The organism is Micrococcus sp. KT16 (assembly GCF_003315015.1).
GTDB classification, from domain to species: domain Bacteria; phylum Actinomycetota; class Actinomycetes; order Actinomycetales; family Micrococcaceae; genus Micrococcus; species Micrococcus luteus.
The window spans coordinates 121,347-141,622 of sequence record NZ_QNRG01000004.1; the positions used below are offsets into that span (position 1 = coordinate 121,347).

The following is a 20,276-nucleotide window of genomic DNA, read 5'->3' on the forward strand; positions in this document are numbered from 1 at the left end:
GGTCCTCCCTAGGATGGAGCCATGAGCCCCACGCCCCCACCAGTCACCGAGACGATCAGTTCCGGCCACAGCGTGGTGTGGTCGCGCCCGCCGGCGGAGCGCGCGGGCACGGACCTGGTGCTCGTGTTCCACGGCTACGGCTCCAACGAGGTCCGCGCGGCGCGCCGCCACTTCCCGATGCTCCCGGAGCGGTGCACCGGCCTGGCGGTGCGCGGCGGCTTCGAGATCGACGAGACGGCGTCCGAAGGCCCGGGCGACCCCGGCGCGCACGGCTGGTTCCTGCTCGACCTGCTGCTGCAGTCCGACTTCGCCCAGGTGCTCGCCGCCGCCCACCGCGTGTTCGACGTGCTCTCCGCCGAGGAGGTCGTGGCGGCCGGCTTCCGCACGGTCTCGGTGCTCGGCTTCTCCCAGGGCATGGCCATGGCGACGACGGTCCTGCGTCTGCGCCCCGAGGCGTTCACCTGCGGTGTGGGCCTGAGCGGCTTCGCCGTCGACAACGAGCTGCTGGCCATGCTCGACTCCCCGGCCGAGGGACCGGGCCCGCGCCCGTTCTTCTGGGGCCGGGACGCCGAGGATCCCGTGATCCATCCGGACGCCGTCGCCCACACCCGCGCGTGGGCCGAGGAGCACACCCGCCTGACCGTGCGCACCTACCCCGGGATCCTGCACGGGACCGGCCCCGACGAGGTCCGTGACGTGCGCATCTTCCTCGAGCACTCCCTGCGCGCGGCGACGCCCGGGTCCTGACCGCGGGGGTCGCGCGCCGATACTGTGGCGCGCATGGCAAAGAACTCGACGATCGGCCGGTACGCGTCCGGGAAGGTGAAGGACTTCGGGCTGAAGTCGGCACTCGATGAGAACGGCGAGCCCACGGAGGGCTTCGAGAAGGCCCTCTCCACGGTGTTGGCGGTCCAGCGCCCCCTGGTCCTGAAGAACATCCAGCGCATGGCGGCGAAGCACCCGGGGGAGAGCCCGGAGCGTCTCGCCGAGCGGCTCGGGCAGCAGTACCTGACCACCGTCACGGGGGCCGGTGCCGCCGTGGGCGGCACCGCGATCGTCCCGGGCATCGGCACCGTGGCCGCGCTCGGCCTGTCCGGTGCCGCGGTCGCCGGCTTCATGGAGGCCACCGCCCTCTACGCGCAGTCCCTCGCCGAGCTGCACGGCATCACCACGCAGGACCCGCAGCGCGCCCAGGCCCTCGTCATGGGCCTCATGCTCGGCGACGACGCCAAGGAGCTGCTCCGCGAGGCCGCCGCCAAGGCCGGCCGTCCCTACGACCCGCAGTCCAGCCTCAACGCGCTCGCGGGCACCGCATCGGGCACCGGCATCAGCGCGTTCGTGGTGGATCGCCTCAAGAGGACGTTCATGCGCAAGATGCTCCTGCGGCAGGGTGCCGGCTTCGTGGGCCGCGCCGTGCCGTTCGGCGTGGGCGCCGTGATCGGCGGCGTGGGCAACCGCGCCATGGGCAAGGCCGTGATGGAGAACGCCGCGGAGCTCTTCGGCCCCCTGCCGATGGTGATCCCCGGCGAGATCCGCGAGGGCGTCGCACAGGGGCGCGCCGATGGCACCAAGGACGACGGCGGCGTCTTCGGCGCGATCCGTCGCGCCCTGCCCGGCGGCAAGGACGAGAAAGACGACAGGCAGAAGAAGGGCAAGCCCGCCGCCTGACGGCCCCGCCCCCGCGCTTTCGAACGTGAGAGAGGCCCTATCTCACGTTCGAAAGCGCCCATTCGCCCCATGTCACGTTCGAAAGTGCGGGGCAGGGGCCGCGTCTCAGAGGAACAGTGTCGCCACCCCGTGGATCGCCAGGCCCGCGAGCGCGCCGACGACCGAGCCGTTGATGCGGATGAACTGCAGATCCTTGCCCACGAACAGCTCGAGGGTGCGCGCGGTCTGCTCGCCGTCCCAGCGGGCGACCGTCTCCTCGATCACCCCGGTCACTGCCGGGCCGTAGGAGCTCAGCGCATACGCCGCGGCGCGGCGGGCGTGGCCGTCCACACGGTCGCGCAGCTCGGGGTCCTCCTGCAGGCGGGCGCCGAGGTCGCGCAGGGCGGCCACGAGCGCGCGGTGCAGGTCGGAGGACGGGTCCTCGAGCGCGTCCAGGAGCGAGTCCCGCAGGGAGACCCAGGCCCGCCCGGCCCACGCGCGCAGCCGTTCGTCCGCGAAAAGGTTCCGCTTGAACCGTTCCACCGAGGCGCGGGTGGCCGGCTCGTTCCGCATCTCGTCGGCGAGGCGGTCGAGCCAGTCGTCGACGGCGCGGCGGGCCTCGTGCTGCCGGTCGCGGCGGATGCCGGCGAGGTATTTGAGGGTCTCGGCGTGCAGTCGCTCGGCGAGGAGGCGGTCCACGAGGTCCGGGCTCCACTCGGGGGAGCGGCGGCGCACCGTCTCGACGAACAGCTCGGGGTGGGCGGCCACCCAGTCCCCGGTGTGGGCGACCACGAGGTCCACCACGCGCTCGTGGTGCCGGCCGGCCACCACGTCCTCCAGCACGCCCGCGAGCGTGGGGGACCAGTCCGGGGCCACCATGTGGCGTTCCATCAGCTGGCGCAGCAGCTCCTGGACGGCGTCGTCGTCAGCCGCGGCCATGGCGCCCCGGGCCGCCGTCGCGATCTCCCGGGCGGTGCGGGCCGCGTTCTCCTCACGGCGCAGCCAGCCGCCGGCGGCCTCGGCCACCTTCAATCCGTCGACCTTCTCGTGGGCGACCTCCGAGTCCAGGAAGTTCTCCTGCACGAACTCGGTCAGCGCGGCGCCGAGCTGGTCCTTCTTCCGCGGGATCAGGGCGGTGTGCGGCACGGGCACCCCCATCGGGTGGCGGAACAGCGCCGTGACCGCGAACCAGTCCGCCAGCGCGCCGACCATGCCGCCCTCCGCGGCGGCGCGCACGTAGCCCCACACCGGGTGGGCGTCCTGCAACGGGAACGCGACCACGAACACCACGGCCAGCAGGATGAGCAGGCCCAGGGCGACGGCCTTCATGCGCCGCAGGCCCGCCGCGCGTTCGAGGGCGCCGGCGCTGAGCAGCTGCTGGGCGGGGTCGGGGGAGAAGGACACGGCAGGCTCCTGATCGCGTGCACCGAATGGTCCCCACCAGTTAACCAGCCGGGCACCCTGCGGTGACGTGGCCGGCACAGGCGCTCCCTAGCCTGGCGGCGTGTCCGCCCTCGTGATCGCCCACCGCGGTGCCTCCGCCGCCTTCCCCGAGCACACCCGCGCCGCCATGCTCCACGCCCTCGCCGTGGGCGCGGACGGTCTCGAATGCGACGTCCAGCTCACGCGGGACCGCGAGGTCGTCTGCTGGCACGACCCCACCGTGGACCGCACCTCGGACGGGCGCGGCGCCGTCGCGGACCACACGCTCGAGCGTCTGCGCGGCCTCGACGTCGTCTCGTGGCACGCCCGGCGCCCGGGGGCCGAGCCCACCACGACGACGGCGCCCCCCGCCGCGTACGGCGGCGCGGGGGAGCAGGTGCTCACCCTGGCCGACCTCCTGGCGATCGCGACGGCCGCGGACCGGCCGCTGCGCCTGGCCGTGGAGCTCAAGCATCCCTCCCCGTTCGGGCATGAGCTCGAGGAACGGGTGCTGCGGGAGCTGCTGCGGGCCGGCTGGGACCCGGAGACCGGCCGGGTGGGTCAGGTGCAGGTGTCCCTCATGAGCTTCCACCCGGACGCGCTGCGCCACGTGGCGCCGCTGGCCGGCACGGACCCCCTCTGCCCCCTGATGGACCTCATGCCGACGGAGCTGCCGACCCGGCTCGCGCGGGGGCCGCTGAGCCGGGCGGCGGTGCGTGCGGCGGCGCGTCAGTCGCTGGCCGGGTCCGAGGCGCTCGTCTGGCGCGGCCGGGCCGGGATGGCGGGGCCCTCCGTGGCCTACGTGCGGGAGCACCTGGCGGACGTGAAGGCGTGGCTGGCGGCGGGGCGGCGGCTGCGCGTGTGGACCGTCGACGAGCGCGAGGACGCCGATTCTCTCCTCGCCCAGGGGGTGCAGGAGCTCACCACCAACCGTCCGGAGGACGTGCTGCGCTGGGTCCGCGAGCGGGCCGCCGCGCGTCGGGAGCGGATGCCCACCGGGGCCTGAGGGCGCCGACGACGGCGCGCATGCTGCTCAAGCTGATCGAGCCGACCTCGGGCGAGATCAGCTTCGAGGGCAGGGACGTGCTGGCGCTGAAGGGGGAGGGGCTCAAGGACTTCCGGCAGCGCGTGCAGGCCGTGTTCCAGGACCCCTTCTCCTCGCTCAACCCCTCGTTCACGGTGGGCCGGATCATCGAGGAGCCGCTGCAGACGTACCGGCGGGGCAACGCCACGCAGCGGCGGGCACGTGTGCTCGAGCTCATGGACCAGGTGGCCCTGCCCTCGCACTTCCACCGCCGGTACCCCGCCGAGCTCTCGGGCGGGCAGCGCCAGCGCGTGGCGATCGCCCGGGCGCTCGCGCTGAACCCGGAGCTGATCGTGTGCGACGAGCCGGTCTCCGCGCTGGACGTGCTCGTGCAGGACCAGATCCTCACGCTGCTGCGCCGCCTGCAGGACGAGCTGGGGCTGAGCTACCTGTTCATCTCGCACGACCTGGCGGTGGTGCGGCTCATCTCCGACTACGTGTGCGTCATGAAGGACGGCCGGGTGGTGGAGGCGGCCAGCTCCGAGGAGGTCTTCACCAACCCCCGACACCCGTACACGCGGCGGCTGCTCGCCTCGATCCCGGGCAACGAGCTGGGGATCGCGGTGGAGGCGGACGGCACCCACGTCTGAGCGCTGACCGGGCCGGACGGTCGGGTGCAGAAGCGCCCCGTTCGTGTCGACCGAGCCGCAGCGACATCACTGCCGGGCGGACCGGCGGCGATGTCGCTGGGCGTCGGTCGGACGGTCGGGCGCGGTGCTCAGCGGGCGAGCTCCCACGTCAAGCGGGCGATCGCCTGCTCCTCGTCCGTGGGGACCACGAGGACCGGGATCGCCGACTCCGGCGCGGAGATCGTGTGGGGCCCGGCCACGCGGGCGCGGTTGGCCTCGGCGTCGTAGGCCACCCCGAGCGCCTCGAGCCGGTCGAGCACGCGCGCCCGGAACGGAGCCGAGTTCTCGCCGATCCCGGCGGTGAACACGATCGCCTGCGCCCCGCCCACGGCCACGTGGTAGCCGCCCACGTACTTGGCCAGCCGGTAGGAGGCCACGTCCAGGGCGTTGCGGGCGCGGCCGTCCCCGGAGGCGGCGTTCTCCAGCACCTGGCGCATGTCCGCCTCCCCGGCCAGGCCCAGCAGGCCCGAGCGCCTGTTCATGAGGGTGTCCAGCTCCTCGGCGTCGTAGCCGTGGTTCCGCATGAGGTGGGTGACCACGGAGGGGTCCAGGTCGCCGGAGCGGGTGCCCATCACCAGGCCGGCCAGCGGGGTGTAGCCCATGGAGGTGTCCACGGAGACGCCGTCGCGGATGGCGGTGGCGGAGGCGCCGTTGCCCAGGTGCAGCACCACGGCCCGGAACTCCCCCCGCGGGATGCCCAGATGCTCCGCGGCGAGGCCGGTGACGAGGTCGTCGCTGGTGCCGTGGAAGCCGTAGCGGCGGATGCCGTGCTCCGTGTAGACCTCGTCCGGCAGGGCGTACTGCCAGGCCTCGCGGGGCATGGTCTGGTGGAACGAGGTGTCGAACACGACCACCTGGGGCATGTCCGGCCAGCGCTCGGCCATGGCGCGCAGCCCCTGGGCGGCGGCGGGGTTGTGCAGCGGGGCCAGCGGGGCGAGGCGCTCGATCGCGCGGATCACCTCGTTGGTCACCCGGGCCGGGGCGGTGAACCGCTCGCCGCCGTGGACCACGCGGTGGCCGGCGGCGTCGATGGTGCGCCCGCCGGTCGCCTCGGCCAGCTCGGCCTCCACCTGCTCGAGGGCGGCGGCGTGGTCCGGCACGCCGGAGCCGGGGACGCCGATGCGCTCCACCAGGCCCTGGGCGAGGACGGGCACCGGGGCGTCCGTGCCGTCGTCGGCCAGCTCACGGAGCTGGTACTTCAGGGACGACGAGCCGGAGTTGATGACAAGGACGAGCACGGGGGACTCCTTCCGGGGCGTCAGCCCTGGGCCTGGGCCTGGATGGCGGTGATGGCGACGGTGTTGACGATGTCCTCCACGGTGGTGCCGCGGGAGAGGTCGTTGACGGGCTTGTTCAGGCCCTGCAGCACGGGCCCGACGGCGACCGCCCCGGAGGACTGCTGGACGGCCTTGTAGGTGTTGTTGCCGGTGTTCAGGTCCGGGAACACGAACACGGTGGCCTGGCCGGCCACCTCGGAGCCGGGCATCTTCGAGGCCGCGACGGAGGCGTTGACGGCGGCGTCGTACTGCAGCGGGCCCTCCACCTTCAGCTCGGGGGCACGCTCCCTCACGAGCTCCGTGGCGGCGCGGACCTTGTCCACGGACTGCCCGGAGCCGGAGGCGCCCGTGGAGTAGGAGAGCATGGCGACGCGCGGGTCCACCCCGAACTGGGCGGCGGTGGCCGCGGACGCCACGGCGATGTCCGCGAGCTGCTGCGCGTCCGGGTCCGGGTTCACGGCGCAGTCGCCGTACACGAGGGCGCGGTCCGGCAGCAGCATGAAGAACACCGAGGAGACGATCGAGACGCCCGGCTTCGTCTTCACGAACTCCAGCGCGGGGCGGATGGTGTTGGCGGTGGTGTGGGCGGCGCCGGAGACCATGCCGTCCACGTCGCCCAGGTGGACCATCATCGTGCCGAAGTAGGCGCCCTCCTGCATGACCTCGCGGGCGCGCTCGGCGTCCACGCCCTTGTGGGCGCGCAGCCGGGCGTACTCCTGCGCGTAGCGCTCCAGGTCCGGGGAGTCGGCGGGGTCCACGAGCTCGATCCCGCTCAGGTCCACGCCCTCGCGGGAGGCCAGCTCCCGCACGGCGGCGGCCGGGCCGAGCACCACGAGGTCGCAGACGTCGCGGCGCTGGAGGATCTCGGCGGCGCGCAGCACGCGGGCATCCTCGCCCTCGGGCAGCACGATCCGGCGGCGGTCCGCGCGGGCGCGGGAGATCAGCTCGTGCAGGAAGCGCAGAGGGGTGACGACGTCGGTGCGTGGCAGGTCGAAGCGGGCCAGCAGCTCGTCCCCGTCCACGCGCTGGTGCCAGGTGCCCAGGGCGGCGGCGGTCTTGCGGGGCTGGGCGCTGGAGAGCTCGGAGCGCACCCGGGAGACCTTCGCGGCGGTGGTGAACGTGTCGTCGTGGGTGACGAACACGGGGAAGGCCGCGCCCAGGTAGAGCCGCTGGAGCTGGCGGTTCGGGAGGATGCCGTTGGTGAGGATCATGCCGGAGGGGGTGGGGAAGTCCGGGGTCAGCGAGGAGGCCACGGTGGCCAGGATCGCGTCGGAGCGGTCGCCGGAGACGATCACGAGCGCGCCCTCGCGCAGGACCTCGAGGAAGTTGCCGCCCTCCATGGAGACGGCCTTGACCTCGACGACGTCGCGGTCCAGCGTCTCCTGCCCGGCCATCTGCTCGAGCCCGAGCGCGTCCGCCACCTCGGCCACCGAGGGGTGCGCGAGCTCGGTCAGCTCGGGCAGCACGTACACGGGCCAGGCGTGGCGGCCGGGGCGCACGGCCGCGCCGACGGCGTCGAGGTCACGGGGGTCCGCGCGGTTGACCATGACGGCCAGCAGCTCGACGCCGGCGTCGTCGAGGGTGCGCCGGGCCAGGTCCACGACGTCGGCCGCCTGCTCGGGTGTCAGGTCCGCGCCGGAGACCACGGCGACCACGGGGGTGCCGAGGTTGCGGGCGAGCTGGGCGTTGAGGTCGAGGTCGGCGGCCGGGTCCGGGCTGATCAGGTCGGTGCCCTCCACCACCACGACGCCGCCCGCCGCCCGCATGGCGTCGTACTGCTCCACGCAGCGCTGCTGGACCTCGTCGCCGCGGCCCTCGGCCATGAGGGTGCGGGCCTCGGCCGCGGTGAGGCCGCCGCGGGCCTGCTCCGGGGAGAGGCCGTACTGCTCGCGCATCAGCAGCACCATGGGGTCGGTCTCCACGTCGTCGCCGGGCACCACGGGGCGGAAGTAGCCCACCGTGCCGGAGCGCCGGTACAGCGAGTCGGCCAGGCCCAGGCTGACGAGGGACTTGCCGGCGCCGGTGGACGTGGTGGAGACGAAGATTCCCTGGGGCATGGCGGACCTTCCGGTGGAGGACGGGGCTCGTCGTTCACGGTACCGAGGCCGCGGCGTCGGGGCCCGTCCCGGCCGACGCGGATCGACGTGAGTGAGGCGTGTCTCTCACGCGCGTGACACACATGACTGCACTCGCCCCGTCAAGCATTAAGGACCCTCCCATGGCAACGAGAGCCGACCGCGGCCGCCCCGTGCACAACCCCGACATCATCGGGTTCACGGACGCCGAGCTCAACGAGACCCCCATCCGGCCGAAGTGGAACTCGCTGGGACCCGGCATCGTGGCGGCCGCCACGGGCGTGGGCGCCGCGGACCTCGTGGCCACCCTCACCGCCGGCTCCCGCTACGGCTACATGCTCCTGTGGGCCGTGATCCTGGGCGTGATCTTCAAGATCGTGCTCGTGGAGGGCGTGGGCCGCTGGTACCTGTCCACCGGCAAGACGATCTTCCAGGGCTGGCGCTCGCTGGGCTCCTGGACCTCCTGGTACTTCGGCCCCTACATCCTGATCTGGGGCTTCGTGTACGGCGCCACCGCCATGAGCTCGGCCGCGCTGCCCCTGGCCGCGCTGTTCCCGGGCGTGGACATGAAGGTCTACGCGATCGGCCTGGGCCTCGTGGGCCTGGGCCTGGTGTGGCTGAACCGGTACGGGCTGATCGAGAAGCTCATGGCGGTGCTGATCGGCGTCATGTTCCTGACCGTCCTGCTCTCCGCGGCGCTCACCGCCCCCCAACGTGGGCGACATCCTCGCCGGCCTGGTCCCGCGCATCCCGTCCGGCGACCCGGACGTCATGTTCTACGTGCTCGGCCTGGCCGGCGGCGTGGGCGGCACCATCACCCTCGGCGCGTACGCCTACTGGCTGCGGGAGAAGGGCTGGAACGTCCCGAAGTACATGCGGGTGATGAAGTTCGACAACGCGACGTCGTACATCCTCACCGGCATCTTCGTGATCGCCACCATGATCATGGGCGTCGAGCTGCTCCACTCGGCCGGCCTGGCGATCTCCTCCGGTGACCGCGGCCTGCTCGACGTCGGCAACGTGCTCGCCGAGCGCTACGGCCAGGCGTACTCCGTGGTGTTCCTGGTGGGCTTCTTCGCCGCGTCCTTCTCCTCGCTTCTGGGCGTGTGGCACGGCGTCTCCCTGATGTTCGCGGACTTCTGGACGAACTTCCGCCGCCCCGCGGACGAGCTCGACCAGGACGACGCCCCCTCGCTGGCCTCGAAGCCGGGCCGCTTCTTCCTGCTGTGGCTGACCTTCCCGCCGATGACCCTGCTGTTCCTGGATCGCCCGATCTTCCTGATCCTGCTCTACGGCACGCTCGGCGCCTTGTTCATGCCGTTCCTGGCCGTGACGCTGCTGTTCCTGAACAACAAGAAGGAGGTGCCGGCCCAGTTCCGCAACGGCTGGATCCGCAACACGCTGCTGGGCCTGACGGCCGCCGTGTTCGTGGCGATCGGCGTGAACGAGCTGTGGAAGGCCCTGCAGCCGCTGATCGGGGGCTGACCGGGTGGCCGGCCGGGTGGGCTCCGACTCGGCCGGCCCTGGCCGGTGACCACGGGCGGCGCAGCGGGCACACTGGTGCCATGATCGTCGCCTTCTCCGTCGCTCCCTCCGGCCAGCCCGCCGACTCCGCCCACCTGCCCGGGGACGCGGACACCGCCTCCGTGCACCGGGCGGTGGCCGCCGCCGTCGCCGTGGTCCGCGCCTCCGGCCTGCCCCACCGCACCTCCTCGATGTTCACGGAGATCGAGGGCGACTGGGACGAGGTGATGGAGGTCGTGCGCGGCGCCGTGGACGCGGTCTCCTCGTACGGCTCCCGGGTCTCGCTCGTGCTGAAGGCGGACATCCGCCCCGGCCACACCGGCGAGCTGGACGGCAAGCTCGAGCGCCTCGAGTCGGCCCTCGCCGAGGACGAGGGGCGGCGCGCCGCCCCGGCCCCGCACGACGGCGACGCCGGGTGACCCCCCTCCCCGCTGCCCCCCCGGACGCTTTCGTTCGAGAAACGGCGCCGTGTCGAGGCGCTTTCGTTCGAGAAATGGCCGCCGCGCCGGCGGCCCAGAGGAGCAGCCCGTGCCTGAGTCTGTGACCGTGCGCCCCGCCGCCCCCGGGGACGTCGAGGCGCTGCTGCGCGTCAAGGCGCGGTCGTGGCGGGAGGCCTACGGCGCGCTCCTGCCGTCCGCGTACCTGGACGCGATCGAGGCCCGGATCCCGGAGGACGTACCCGCGTGGACCGCGCTGATCGGACCGGACCGAGACCTCTGGGTCGCCGACGACGGCGGCCGGCTGCTCGGCGTGGCGCTCGCGGGCCCGCGTCGCTCGGCGGCGGAGACGGGCCGGACGGGCGCGGACGACGCGGCCGCATCGCCCGCCGACCTGCCCGATGTGGAGCTCATGGTGCTCTACGTCCTGGCCGAGGCGTACGGGACCGGCCTGGGAGCGCGCCTGCTGGACGCCGTCGTCGGGGAGCGTCCCGCGATGCTGCGCGTCCTCGCCGAGAATCCGCGGGCCGTGGCGTTCTACGCCAAGCACGGGTTCGCGGCCGTGGGGGCGCCGGAGCCGATGACCGGCCCGTGGGCCGGCCTGCACGAGCAGCTGATGGTGCGCCGTCGCCCGCACGACGGCGGTGCGGCGTGAGTCGCCGGTCATCGGCGCGCCGGGGCCGGGCCGCGGGCGGATCCGCCGGCCCCGCCGGGATCGAGCCGGGCGTCCACGCGATCACCCACGGCACCGCCGAGATCCGCGAGGACGCCTTCGAGCCGGACGCGTTCATCCTCTACGTCAACGGCGTCGAGTCCTCGCCGCTGGACCCCGAGCGCCCCGAACGCATGGCCTTCGAGTACATGCGCTGGGCCGCCGCGGCCGTCCGGGCGCACTGGCCGGAGCCCACGCCGCTGCGGGCCCTGCACCTGGGCGGCGCGGGCTGCGCGCTCGCCCGCTGGGTGGACCACGCGTACCCGGGCTCCCACCAGACCGCGGTGGAGATCGACGCCGGCCTGGCCGCCCTCGCCCGCGAGCGCTTCGGCCTGCCCCGCGCCCCGGCCCTGCGCATCCGCGTGGCAGACGCCGCCGAGGTCCTGGCCACGGCCCACCCGGCCAGCCGCGACCTGATCATCCGCGACGTCTTCGCCCCGGACCCCACGGACCTGACCGGTGCCCGCCACATCACCCCGCCGGGCCTCACCGGCCTGGACGCGGCCCGCGCCGCCGCGCGGGTCCTCGCCCCGGGCGGGCTGTACGTGCTCAACGTGGGCGGCGGGCCGGACCTGACGTCGGTGCGGGCGGACGTGGCTGCCGTCGTCGCCGCGTTCGAGCACGTCGAGGTGATCGCGGATCCGCCCATGCTCAAGGGGCGGCGCCGCGGCAACGTCATCGTGGCGGCCTCGGACGCCCCCGTGGCCCGCCCCGCCGCGGACGCCCCGCCCGGCTCCGACCCCCGCGACCGCCTGGCCCGTGCCCTGCGCATGGACGCCTTCCCGGCCCGGCTCGCGGAGGATCCACGCGGCTTCCCCGCGGGCGTCGCGCCCGGGGTCACGGGACTCGTCCCGGGCCCCGAGGCGTAGACTGGAGGCACTCGGCCGGGTCCGCCCGGGGCCCGTCGAGTCCGACTCGAGGAGGTCGCCATGTCCGCCCAGACCCAGCCCGCCGCCACCCGCCGTGAGGACGCACCGCTCGGCGTCCTGGTGGGTGTGGACGGCTCCGACCAGTCCGTCTCCGCCGCCCGCTGGGCCCAGCGCGAGGCCGGCCTGCGCGGCGAGCCGCTGACCCTCGTCACCGCCTACTCGATCCCCGCGTACTGGGGTTACGGCGCGGACGCCGGCGGCGCCGTCCTGGACGACTCCCGTCTCCGCGAGGGCGTGCAGGCCCTCCTGGAGGAGGTCGCCGGCAAGCTCGACGCCGACGGGGTGCGTCCGGAGCTGCGTGTGGAGATCGGGGACGCGGCCGGCGTCCTCGTGGAGCTCTCCGCCGAGGCCTCCCTGCTCGTCTCGGGCGCGCGCGGCCGCGGCGGCTTCATGGGCCGCCTGCTCGGCTCGGTGGCCGCCGCGCTGCCCGGCCACGCGCACTGCCCGGTCGCCATCATCCCCGCCGGGGTCGAGGCCAGCCGCGCGGGGGACAGGACCGCCGTCGTGGTGGGCGTCGACGGTTCCGAGCAGGGTCGTGCCGCCGCTCTCGAGGCCGCCGAGGAGGCCCGCCTCCGCCAGGCCCCGCTGAAGCTCGTGTGCGCCGTCCCGCCCCTGGGCGCGAACGCCGCGTGGCTGGCCGTCAGCCTGGACGAGGAGGCCCGCGAGCGGGAGCTGCGCGAGCGTCTCGACGCCGGCGCCGCGTGGATCAGCTCCGAGTTCCCCGGCCTCGAGGTCCTCACCGAGCTCGTGGACGGCACCCCCGTGGACGTGTTGGTGGACCAGAGCGCCACCGCCTGCCTCACCGTGGTGGGCACGCGCGGTCTGGGCGGCTTCGCCGGTGCGATCGTCGGCTCCACGAGCCGCGGCGTCGCGGACCACGCGAAGGGCCCGGTGCTCGTCGTCCCGTTCCGCGAGGACGTCCGCCTCAGCCGCCGCGCCTCGTTCGGCCCGGTCCAGGACCAGCCGGAGTCCTGACCGGCGCTCAGCCCCAGCCGAGCTCGTGGAGGCGCTCCTCGGAGATGCCGAAGAAATGCCCGACCTCGTGCATGACGGTGACGGTGATCTCGTCCTCGAGCTCGGCGCGGGAGGTGCAGTGGCGGGTGAGTGGACCGCGGAACACCACGATCCGGTCCGGCATCTGCCACGCGAACTCGGCGCGCTCGGTCAGCGGCACTCCCTCGTAGAGGCCGAACAGCTCGGTGGCCGGGTCCTCCCAGCGCTGCGGCTCGTACTCGTCCTCCACCACCACGACGACGTTCGTCAGCAGCCGTGCCAGCTCGTCGGGGATACGGGCGAGGGCCGCGGAGACGGCGTCGTCGAACTCCTGCTCGCTCATCCACGTGGCGGCGGGCTGGTCGGGCGACGGGCGGTGGTCCACGGCGGCTCCTGGGGGTGCGGGGCTCCGCGGTGCGGAGGGCGGCCGGCCGGCGGCCGGACTTGCCGGAGGGTGTGCGGCCACCATAGACTCCCAGGGTCCACCTCGGGAATCTCGACATCGGACCTGCCCCTATCGTCTAGAGGCCTAGGACACCGCCCTTTCACGGCGGCGACACGGGTTCGAATCCCGTTGGGGGTACGCAGAACGGCCGCCCTCGGCGGCCGGAACGGCACGTGGAGCGTGGATTTGCACGACGCTCGGAGGCTCTGCTAGAGTTTCCACTCGTTGCGAAAGCGGCGAGAACAACAGAACATGGCCCTGTAGCGCAGTTGGTTAGCGCGCCGCCCTGTCACGGCGGAGGTCGCGGGTTCAAGTCCCGTCAGGGTCGCTCGGATCGTCCGATCACCGGCATTCGGAAACGGAGTCCGGTGACGCATGGTCCTGGTGACGAAGGTCGCCGGGCTCTGTAGCTCAGTTGGTAGAGCGTACGACTGAAAATCGTAAGGTCACCGGATCGACGCCGGTCGGAGCCACCACTTCGAGAAGGCCCCCCGCAGACGCGGGGGGCCTTCGTCGTCCGGGGCGACGGGCCGCTGACAGGCGGCGACGCGGTGGGCACACTGGGTCGATGCCCGATTCCCCCTCCGCCCGCGCGACCGGCGGCGAGACCGCGCTCGTGGTGATCGACGTCCAGCACAGCTACTTCGAGCATCCCGCGCTGGCCGCCCATCAGTCCGAGCTGACGGCGGCGGTCGTGGAACTGCTCCGGGCCGCGCACGAGGCCGGCCGTCCCGTCTTCCTGGTGCGGACCGAGCACGCGCGGGACCGCTCCACGTGGACGTTGAACATGCTGGCCGACGACGAGGGCTTCGCCTTCCCGGGCACCCGGCAGGCCGCTCTGCTCGACGGGGTCGCGGTGGCCGCCCCGGACGCCGTCGAGGTCGTGAAGACCCGGGACTCCGCCTTCCACGGCACAGGACTGGCGGCCGAGCTGCGGGGCCGCGGGGTGGATCGGCTCCTGCTGTGCGGCGTCTCCACCCACAGCTGCATCGCCGAGACCGCCACGGCCGCGTTCGCCCTCGACTTCCACGCCGCGATCGCGACGGACGCGATCGCCTCCGAGGAGCCGGCGCTGGCCGCGGCGATGCTCGACTTCCTCCGCGACGAGATGCGTCAGCCGCTCCTCGGGCAGGACGAGGCACTCACCCTCCTGCGCACCGGCCTCGTCCCCGACCGGGGCTGAGGGGCGTTCACAGGATCTCGACGTCGCCCTCGTCCGCACGCGTGCGGTCCTGGGCGTCCTCCTCGATGTGCATGGCGGCGGACTCCGCATTGCGCAGGGAGTCCGGGGCACGTCCCTCCCCGGCCCGGTGCTGCGGGTCGTCCGAGCCGCCGCGCACGGGCTGGCCGTCGCGGCCGTCCTCCGGCTCGGGGTCGCCGGCGGCGTTGGGATCGGCGAGCAGGTCCGTCTCGAGCTCTCGTTCGTCCTCGCGGTCCTCGAAGGGGACGTCGGTCATGGTGCGGGTCCTTCCTCTCACGGGCGGGCCCGTCCGGCGCCGCCGTCGTCGTGGTGCCCCACACCCTAGTGAGGCCGCCCACGCCTCACCAGGGGGCGCCCGCGCCGGGGCCGTGGGCGCGGTCACCCGGCCGGGTGAGACCGTCCACTCGGCCGCGTCTCAGGCGGGGGGCCGGCGCGCGGGACCACGTAGGGTCGGGAGGATGAGCGATCCGACACCGCCCTTGAAGAATCCACTGGATCCTGAGCGGGCCGACACCCGCCCCTCCTCCGCCCCCACGGCCGACGGCGCCGTCGCCCCTGCCACCTCCGCCGCGGCCGCCCGCGACCGCGTCCTGCTGCCGTGGGTGTTCTGGCCCTCCGCGGTCATCGTGCTCTCCTTCGTGGGGGCCACGCTGCTCGCCCCCGAGCAGATGACCGTGGGCATCGGCCTGGTCCAGCAGGCCATCATCACGAACTTCTCGTGGTGGTACGCCCTCGTCGCCCTGTTCTTCGTGCTGTTCTGCGGCTACCTCGCGTTCTCCCGCAAGGGCGACATCACCCTGGGCAAGCCCGATGAGAAGCCCGAGTTCTCCACGCTGTCCTGGTTCTCCCTGCTCTTCGCGGCGGGCATGGGCATCGGCCTCGTGTTCTTCGGCATGACCGAGCCGCTCATGCACTTCACCTCGCCGCGGCCCGACGTGGCGGCCGCCAACCCCACCCAGGCGGAGGCCGCCCAGTCGGCGCTGGCCACCACGTTCCTGCACTGGGGCCTGCAGCCCTGGGCGATCTACGCGGTGGTGGGCGTGGCGGTCGCGCTGGCCATCCACCGGCGTGGCCGTCCCCTCGCGCTGCGCTGGGCCTTCGAGCCGCTGATCGGCGAGCGCCGCGTGCGCGGCGGCTGGGGCCACCTGATCGACAACATCGCCCTCATCGGCACCGTCTTCGGCGTGGCCACCTCGCTGGGCCTCGGCGTCACCCAGATGTCCGCGGGCCTGCGCGCGCTGGGCATCGTGCCCGAGGACAGCCCCTGGCTCGAGTACGCCATGATCGGCGCGGTCACCTGCGTGGTGCTCTACACCGTGGTCTCCGGTGTCGAGCGCGGCATGAAGTGGCTGTCCAACACCAACCTGATCCTGGCCGCCGGACTGCTGCTGTTCATCGCGATCGTGGGGCCCACCGCGTTCCTGCTCAAGGAGATGGTGCAGTCCCTCGGCTCCTACATGCAGTACTTCTTCGCGAACTCGCTCAACGTCTCCGCGTTCTACGGCGCCGAGGGCGACGCGTGGCAGGCCGGCTGGAGCGCGTACTACTGGGGCTGGTGGATGTCCTGGACGCCGTTCGTCGGCATCTTCATCGCCCGCATCTCGCGCGGTCGCACCGTGCGCGAGTTCATCGCCGGCGTGCTGCTGGTGCCCACCCTGGTCTGCGTGGTCTGGTTCGGCATCCTGGGCGGCACCGCGATCTTCCTCGAGACCACCCGCCCGGCCGGGTACACCTCCGTGGTGGGCGCGGACGGCGCCATCGACTCGAACACCGCGCTCTTCCAGGTGCTCGAGCAGCTGCCCGCGGGCATGATGCTCGTGGTCGGCGCCATCATCCTCTCGGGCATCTTCTTCATCACCTCCGCCGACTCGGGCTCGCTGGTGATGGGCATGCTCGCCACCGGCGGCGACGTGAACCCGAAGGCCACGGTGAAGATCTTCTTCGCCATCGCCACCTCGCTCATGGCCGCGGCCCTGCTGGCCGCCGGCGGCCTGTCCGCCATCCAGGTCCTGGCCATCACCATCGGCCTGCCGTTCTCCGTGCTGATGCTGCTGATCTGCCTGGCCACGTTCCGCTCGCTCGGCTACTCCGTGGCGCGGGTGGAGGCGGTGCGCCGTCAGGCCATGCTGGCCTCCATCAAGGACCGCCTGGGCCTCGAGTCCGACGACGACGAGGTGGTCGACGCCGGCCCCGTGGCGGCCTCGCAGTGGTGGGCCTCGCTCAGCCGGGACCACCAGCAGCGGATCGCCGATGCGGCCGCCGGCGTCCCGGCCTCGGAGGGGCCGCGCCGCACCCGGCTGCGCCGCCACGGGCACTGACGTCCGCCCCCGGGCGCCCTCCCGGCCCCGACGAGAACGGCCCCTGTCCCGCGCGGGACAGGGGCCGTCGTCGTCGTGGGGGTCAGTCCTCGTGGGACTGGCGGGTGCGGACCACCGGCAGGGTGCCGGTGCGGTCGTGGGCCGCGGCCGACGTGCGGGTGCCCGTGACGAACCAGGCGAGGGTCAGGACCGCGACCCACACGAGACCGATGATGAGCGCCTGGCGCGAATCCGGGATGGTGGCCATGGTGATCACCACGGTGGCCACGAACGCCAGGCCCAGGTAGGTGCCGACGCCGCCCAGCGGCATGGGGAAGGGGGACGGCTCCGCGCCCTGCTCCGCGACGCGCCTGCGCATGGCGCGGTGGGACAGGAAGATCATGGCCCAGGTCAGCACCACGGCGAACGAGGCGACGCCGGCCACCAGGCTGAAGGCGTTCGGGTCCACGGTGATCAGCACCGCGCCGAGCACCATCACGCCCAGCATCACGGCCACGGACAGCCACGGCACGCCGCCGCGGTTGGTGTGGGTGAAGGCCCGGGGTGCCTGGCCGTCGTGGGCCATCGCGTAGAGCAGGCGACCGGACGCGTAGATGCAGGCGTTGATCGCGGAGACGGCGGCGGTGAGCACCACGAAGTTCAGCAGGTGCGGGGCGAAGGGGACGCCGAGGCCCTCGAAGATCTGCACGAACGGGCTGGCCTTGCCGTCCACCTGGTTCCAGGGGACGAGGGCCATGATGACCGCCATCGTCAGCACGTAGAACAACAGGATGCGGATCGGCACCGTGTTGATGGCCTTGGGCAGCACCTTCTCCGGGTTCTTGGCCTCGCCCGCGGCCACGCCGAGGGTCTCGATGCCGCCGAAGGAGAACGTCACGATGGTGAGCGCGGTCAGCACGCCCAGGATGCCGTGCGGCAGGAATCCGCCGTGGTCCACGAGGTTCGCCAGGCTGGCCTGGGTGCCGTCCGCGGTGGAGGCGCCGGTGAAGAGCAGGATCACACCGCCGAAGATCATCGCCACGATGGCCCCGACCTTCACGAGCGTCAGCCAGAACTCGGCCTCACCGAAGTTGCCGACGTGCGTGAAGTTGATCAGGCCGACCACGAGGATCGTGGCCGCGACCCAGGCCCAGGCCGGGACCCCCGGGAACCAGAACGCCATGTACGTGGTGATGGCGGCGGTGTCCGCGACGATCACGACGGCCAGCTCGAAGACGAAGGTCCAGCCGGTCACGTAGCCGGCGAAGGGGCCGAGATAACGGGAGGCGTAGGCGGCGAAGGACCCGGAGACGGGCTCCCGGAGCGTCATCTCGCCGAGGGCGCGCATCACGAGGAACACGGCGGCGCCCGCGACGAGGAAGGACAGGATCACGCCCGGCCCGGCGGCCTGGATGCCGCCGGCCGAGCCGTAGAAGAGGCCGGTGCCCACCGCCGTGCCCAGGGCGATGAACATGATGTGCCGCTGGCTCAGGCCGCGGTGCAGCTGCCCGCGGTCCGCGGTGGCCGCGCCGGTCTCGGCGACGCGGGAGCCGAAGGGGGAGGTGCTCACGTGAAGTCTCCGCTCGAAGGGGGGTGGATCAGGACACGCCATGGTGACTCGTGACACAGCGTTCATGCCACTTTGTCCGGTGTGATGCGAGTCATCGTGGACGTTACGTCGCGTTCGTCCGGCCGGGCCGGATGATGTGACCTCGCCCACCGCGGATTCCCCGCGGAAGGTCCGGGGTGCCCCGGCGGGTCCCGGGGCGCGCCGGGCTCAGTCCATGAGCAGCCACGCGGCGGCGTCGTGCGCGAGCCGCCCGTCCTGCACGGCCTCCGCCTCCTCGAGGGAGAACAGGGCCCGGGAATGGCCCGCGGGCAGGTCGACGGGATCGGTCGACAGGTTCGCCATCACGAGCACGGTGCGCGCCGGGATCGGCTCGCCCGAGCCCAGGTGCCGGCCACCGCCCGAGGTGACCGTGAACGCCAGCACCCCGCGTGCGGGGTCGTGGTGCTCGGACCACGCGAACGTGCCCGTGCCCAGGTCGAGCTCGCCGCGGATCTGCAGCAGACGCCGGTACAGCTCGAACACGGAGCCCTCGACGCCGACCTGCCGGTCCGCCGCCAGCGCTCGGAAGGACGCGGGCTGGGGCAGCCACGGCGCGGCGACGCCCTCGGCGGCGGACGCGGGGCCGTCGTCGTCCGCGGGGGTCGAGAAGCCGTAGGACGGCTCGTCGGCGGCCCACGGCAGAGGGATGCGGCAGCCGTCGCGGCCGGGCTCCTTGCCGTCCGTGCGGAAGAAGTACGGGTCCTGGCGGTGCTCGGCGGCGAGGGTGGTGTGCTCGGGCAGGCCCAGCTCGTCGCCCTGGTAGATGTACGCGGAGCCGGGCAGGCCCAGCTCCACCATCGCGGCGGCGCGGGCCCGACGGCGACCGACCGCCTCGTCTGGCTGCTCGTCCTCGGCCGTGATGCCGGCGGGGTAGGAGCTCGGGTCGGCGAGGCCGTAGCGGGAGGCGTGGCGCACCGTGTCGTGGTTCGAGAGCACCCAGGTGTTCGGGGCGCCGACCCGGCCGGCCTGCTCGAAGGACCGGTCGATCGCGTGGGTCAGCGAGGCGGCGTCCCAGCCGGCCATGAGGTAGGTGAAGTTGAAGGTCTGGTGCATCTCGCCGGGGCGGACGTACCGGAACATCCGCGAGAGCGGGGCCACCCACGCCTCGGCCACCATCATCGGCTCGTGGTCGTAGGAGTCCAGGACCCGCCGCCAGTCCCGGTAGACCTCGTGGACGCGGTCCTGGTCCATGAACGGGGTGAGCGGCTCGAAGGTGTCCGGGTCGAACGTGGGGTCGGCGTCCTCGCCCGCGTCCGTGACCATGCCCATGCGGGAGTGCTCGGCGTCCGGGTAGCCGGGCTGCTTGATGAGCCCGTGGGCCACGTCCACCCGGAAGCCGTCCACGCCGCGGTCCAGCCAGAACCGCAGGATGGAGCGGAACTCCTCACGCACCTCCTCGTTCTCCCAGTTCAGGTCCGGCTGCGTGGTGTCGAACAGGTGCAGGTACCACTGGCCCGGGGTGCCGTCCGCCTCGGTCACGCGGGTCCAGGCCCCGCCGCCGAACGTGGACTCCCAGTTGTTGGGGGGCAGCTCGCCGTGCTCGCCGCGGCCCTCGGCGAAGTGGTAGCGGGCGCGCTCGGGGGAGCCGGGGCCGGCGGCCAGGGCGGCCTGGAACCACGCGTGCTCGGACGAGGTGTGGTTCGGCACGAGGTCCACGACCACGCGGATGCCGGCCTCGTGCGCGGCGGCGATCATCTCGTCCGCGTCCGCGAGCGTGCCGAACCGCGGGTCCACGGCGCGGTAGTCCGCGACGTCGTAGCCGGCGTCGTGCTGCGGGGAGAGGTAGAAGGGCGAGAGCCAGATCGCGTCCACGCCGAGCTGGGCCAGGTAGTCGAGGCGCGAGGTGACGCCGCGCAGGTCGCCCATGCCGTCCCCGTCCGCGTCCGCGAAGGAGCGCGGGTACACCTGGTAGATCACGGCGTCCACCCACCACGGCGTGACGGGCCGGTTCCGGGCTTCCGAGGGCGGGGTGCTCAGGCGCTGCGTGGTCATGGG

16 protein-coding genes, 3 tRNA genes and 2 pseudogenes are annotated in these 20,276 nt (G+C 73.2%); 14 read left to right on the forward strand and 7 right to left on the reverse strand.

The features are described from left to right. Positions 1-21: 21 nt before the first annotated feature. Together DE149_RS05295 and DE149_RS05300 are read left to right on the forward strand one after the other, a co-directional pair. Positions 22-747 carry an alpha/beta hydrolase gene (locus DE149_RS05295; protein WP_041103593.1) on the forward strand — a complete coding sequence of 242 codons (726 nt, stop codon included), beginning with the start codon at positions 22-24 and terminating at the stop codon, positions 745-747. A gap of 33 nt (positions 748-780) precedes the next feature. After that, positions 781-1,668 carry a hypothetical protein gene (locus tag DE149_RS05300; RefSeq protein ID WP_113914118.1) on the forward strand — a complete coding sequence of 296 codons (888 nt, stop codon included), beginning with the start codon at positions 781-783 and terminating at the stop codon, positions 1,666-1,668. 105 nt (positions 1,669-1,773) lie between these two features. Here DE149_RS05300 and DE149_RS05305 read toward each other — a convergent pair whose 3' ends face one another. Then, entirely contained in the window at positions 1,774-3,051 is a 1,278-nt protein-coding gene (locus DE149_RS05305; protein ID WP_020625359.1) for a DUF445 domain-containing protein, read from the reverse strand. A gap of 100 nt (positions 3,052-3,151) precedes the next feature. On the opposite strand from DE149_RS05305, the gene DE149_RS05310 reads away from it, so the two are divergent. Together DE149_RS05310 and DE149_RS05315 are read left to right on the forward strand one after the other, a co-directional pair. Continuing rightward, the gene (locus tag DE149_RS05310) at positions 3,152-4,075 is read left to right on the forward strand and encodes a glycerophosphodiester phosphodiesterase (RefSeq protein ID WP_113914119.1); all 924 of its coding nucleotides are present in this window, start codon (positions 3,152-3,154) and stop codon (positions 4,073-4,075) included. Positions 4,076-4,083: 8 nt separating this feature from the next. Continuing rightward, positions 4,084-4,743: pseudogene (locus tag DE149_RS05315) on the forward strand (ATP-binding cassette domain-containing protein); the annotation flags it as partial. Between the two features lie 128 nt (positions 4,744-4,871). Here DE149_RS05315 and DE149_RS05320 read toward each other — a convergent pair. After that, positions 4,872-6,020 (reverse strand): acetate/propionate family kinase, encoded by a 1,149-nt coding sequence (locus DE149_RS05320; RefSeq protein WP_078025972.1) that lies wholly within the window; start codon positions 6,018-6,020, stop codon positions 4,872-4,874. Positions 6,021-6,040: 20 nt separating this feature from the next. Then, positions 6,041-8,116 (reverse strand): phosphate acetyltransferase, encoded by a 2,076-nt coding sequence (gene pta, locus DE149_RS05325; RefSeq protein WP_101965644.1) that lies wholly within the window; start codon positions 8,114-8,116, stop codon positions 6,041-6,043. 161 nt (positions 8,117-8,277) lie between these two features. On the opposite strand from pta, the pseudogene DE149_RS05330 reads away from it, so the two are divergent. The 5 genes and pseudogenes from DE149_RS05330 (at position 8,278) to DE149_RS05350 (ending at position 12,711) form a co-directional block, all read left to right on the forward strand. Next, positions 8,278-9,619: pseudogene (locus tag DE149_RS05330) on the forward strand (Nramp family divalent metal transporter). A gap of 80 nt (positions 9,620-9,699) precedes the next feature. After that, the gene (locus DE149_RS05335; protein ID WP_101967668.1) at positions 9,700-10,077 is read left to right on the forward strand and encodes a thiamine-binding protein; all 378 of its coding nucleotides are present in this window, start codon (positions 9,700-9,702) and stop codon (positions 10,075-10,077) included. 109 nt (positions 10,078-10,186) lie between these two features. Then, positions 10,187-10,750: a GNAT family N-acetyltransferase gene (locus DE149_RS05340; protein WP_044658644.1), complete on the forward strand. Its 564-nt coding sequence runs from the start codon at positions 10,187-10,189 to the stop codon at positions 10,748-10,750. Continuing rightward, complete coding sequence (locus DE149_RS05345; RefSeq protein ID WP_101967666.1) at positions 10,747-11,676, forward strand: spermidine synthase; 930 nt, start codon at positions 10,747-10,749, stop codon at positions 11,674-11,676. The genes DE149_RS05340 and DE149_RS05345 overlap by 4 nt, the downstream gene beginning before the upstream one ends. Positions 11,677-11,736: 60 nt before the next feature. Further along, the gene (locus tag DE149_RS05350) at positions 11,737-12,711 is read left to right on the forward strand and encodes a universal stress protein (protein WP_041103604.1); all 975 of its coding nucleotides are present in this window, start codon (positions 11,737-11,739) and stop codon (positions 12,709-12,711) included. Between the two features lie 7 nt (positions 12,712-12,718). Here DE149_RS05350 and DE149_RS05355 read toward each other — a convergent pair whose 3' ends face one another. Then, entirely contained in the window at positions 12,719-13,114 is a 396-nt protein-coding gene (locus DE149_RS05355) for a metallopeptidase family protein (RefSeq protein ID WP_010079615.1), read from the reverse strand. Between the two features lie 125 nt (positions 13,115-13,239). Here DE149_RS05355 and DE149_RS05360 point away from each other — a divergent pair. The 4 genes from DE149_RS05360 (at position 13,240) to DE149_RS05375 (ending at position 14,357) form a co-directional block, all read left to right on the forward strand. After that, positions 13,240-13,312 (forward strand) — tRNA-Glu (locus DE149_RS05360). A gap of 116 nt (positions 13,313-13,428) precedes the next feature. Then, positions 13,429-13,502 (forward strand) — tRNA-Asp (locus tag DE149_RS05365). Between the two features lie 72 nt (positions 13,503-13,574). Continuing rightward, a tRNA-Phe gene (locus DE149_RS05370) sits at positions 13,575-13,650 on the forward strand. A gap of 92 nt (positions 13,651-13,742) precedes the next feature. Then, a complete protein-coding gene (locus tag DE149_RS05375; protein ID WP_101967665.1) occupies positions 13,743-14,357 on the forward strand; it encodes a cysteine hydrolase family protein in 615 nt (204 codons plus the stop codon). Positions 14,358-14,364: 7 nt separating this feature from the next. Here the strand turns inward: DE149_RS05375 and DE149_RS05380 are convergent, their stop codons facing one another. Continuing rightward, positions 14,365-14,631, reverse strand: coding sequence for a hypothetical protein (locus DE149_RS05380; protein WP_041103606.1), 267 nt, complete (start codon positions 14,629-14,631; stop codon positions 14,365-14,367). A gap of 202 nt (positions 14,632-14,833) precedes the next feature. Here DE149_RS05380 and DE149_RS05385 point away from each other — a divergent pair, with 202 nt between their 5' ends. Next, the gene (locus DE149_RS05385) at positions 14,834-16,693 is read left to right on the forward strand and encodes a BCCT family transporter (RefSeq protein ID WP_069941068.1); all 1,860 of its coding nucleotides are present in this window, start codon (positions 14,834-14,836) and stop codon (positions 16,691-16,693) included. Between the two features lie 82 nt (positions 16,694-16,775). On the opposite strand, the gene DE149_RS05390 is transcribed toward DE149_RS05385, so the two are convergent. Then, positions 16,776-18,242 carry an amino acid permease gene (locus DE149_RS05390; protein WP_049147815.1) on the reverse strand — a complete coding sequence of 489 codons (1,467 nt, stop codon included), beginning with the start codon at positions 18,240-18,242 and terminating at the stop codon, positions 16,776-16,778. A 207-nt stretch (positions 18,243-18,449) separates the two neighbouring features. Beyond that, a complete protein-coding gene (locus tag DE149_RS05395; RefSeq protein ID WP_049147816.1) occupies positions 18,450-20,273 on the reverse strand; it encodes a glycoside hydrolase family 13 protein in 1,824 nt (607 codons plus the stop codon). Between the last annotated feature and the right edge of the window lie 3 nt (positions 20,274-20,276).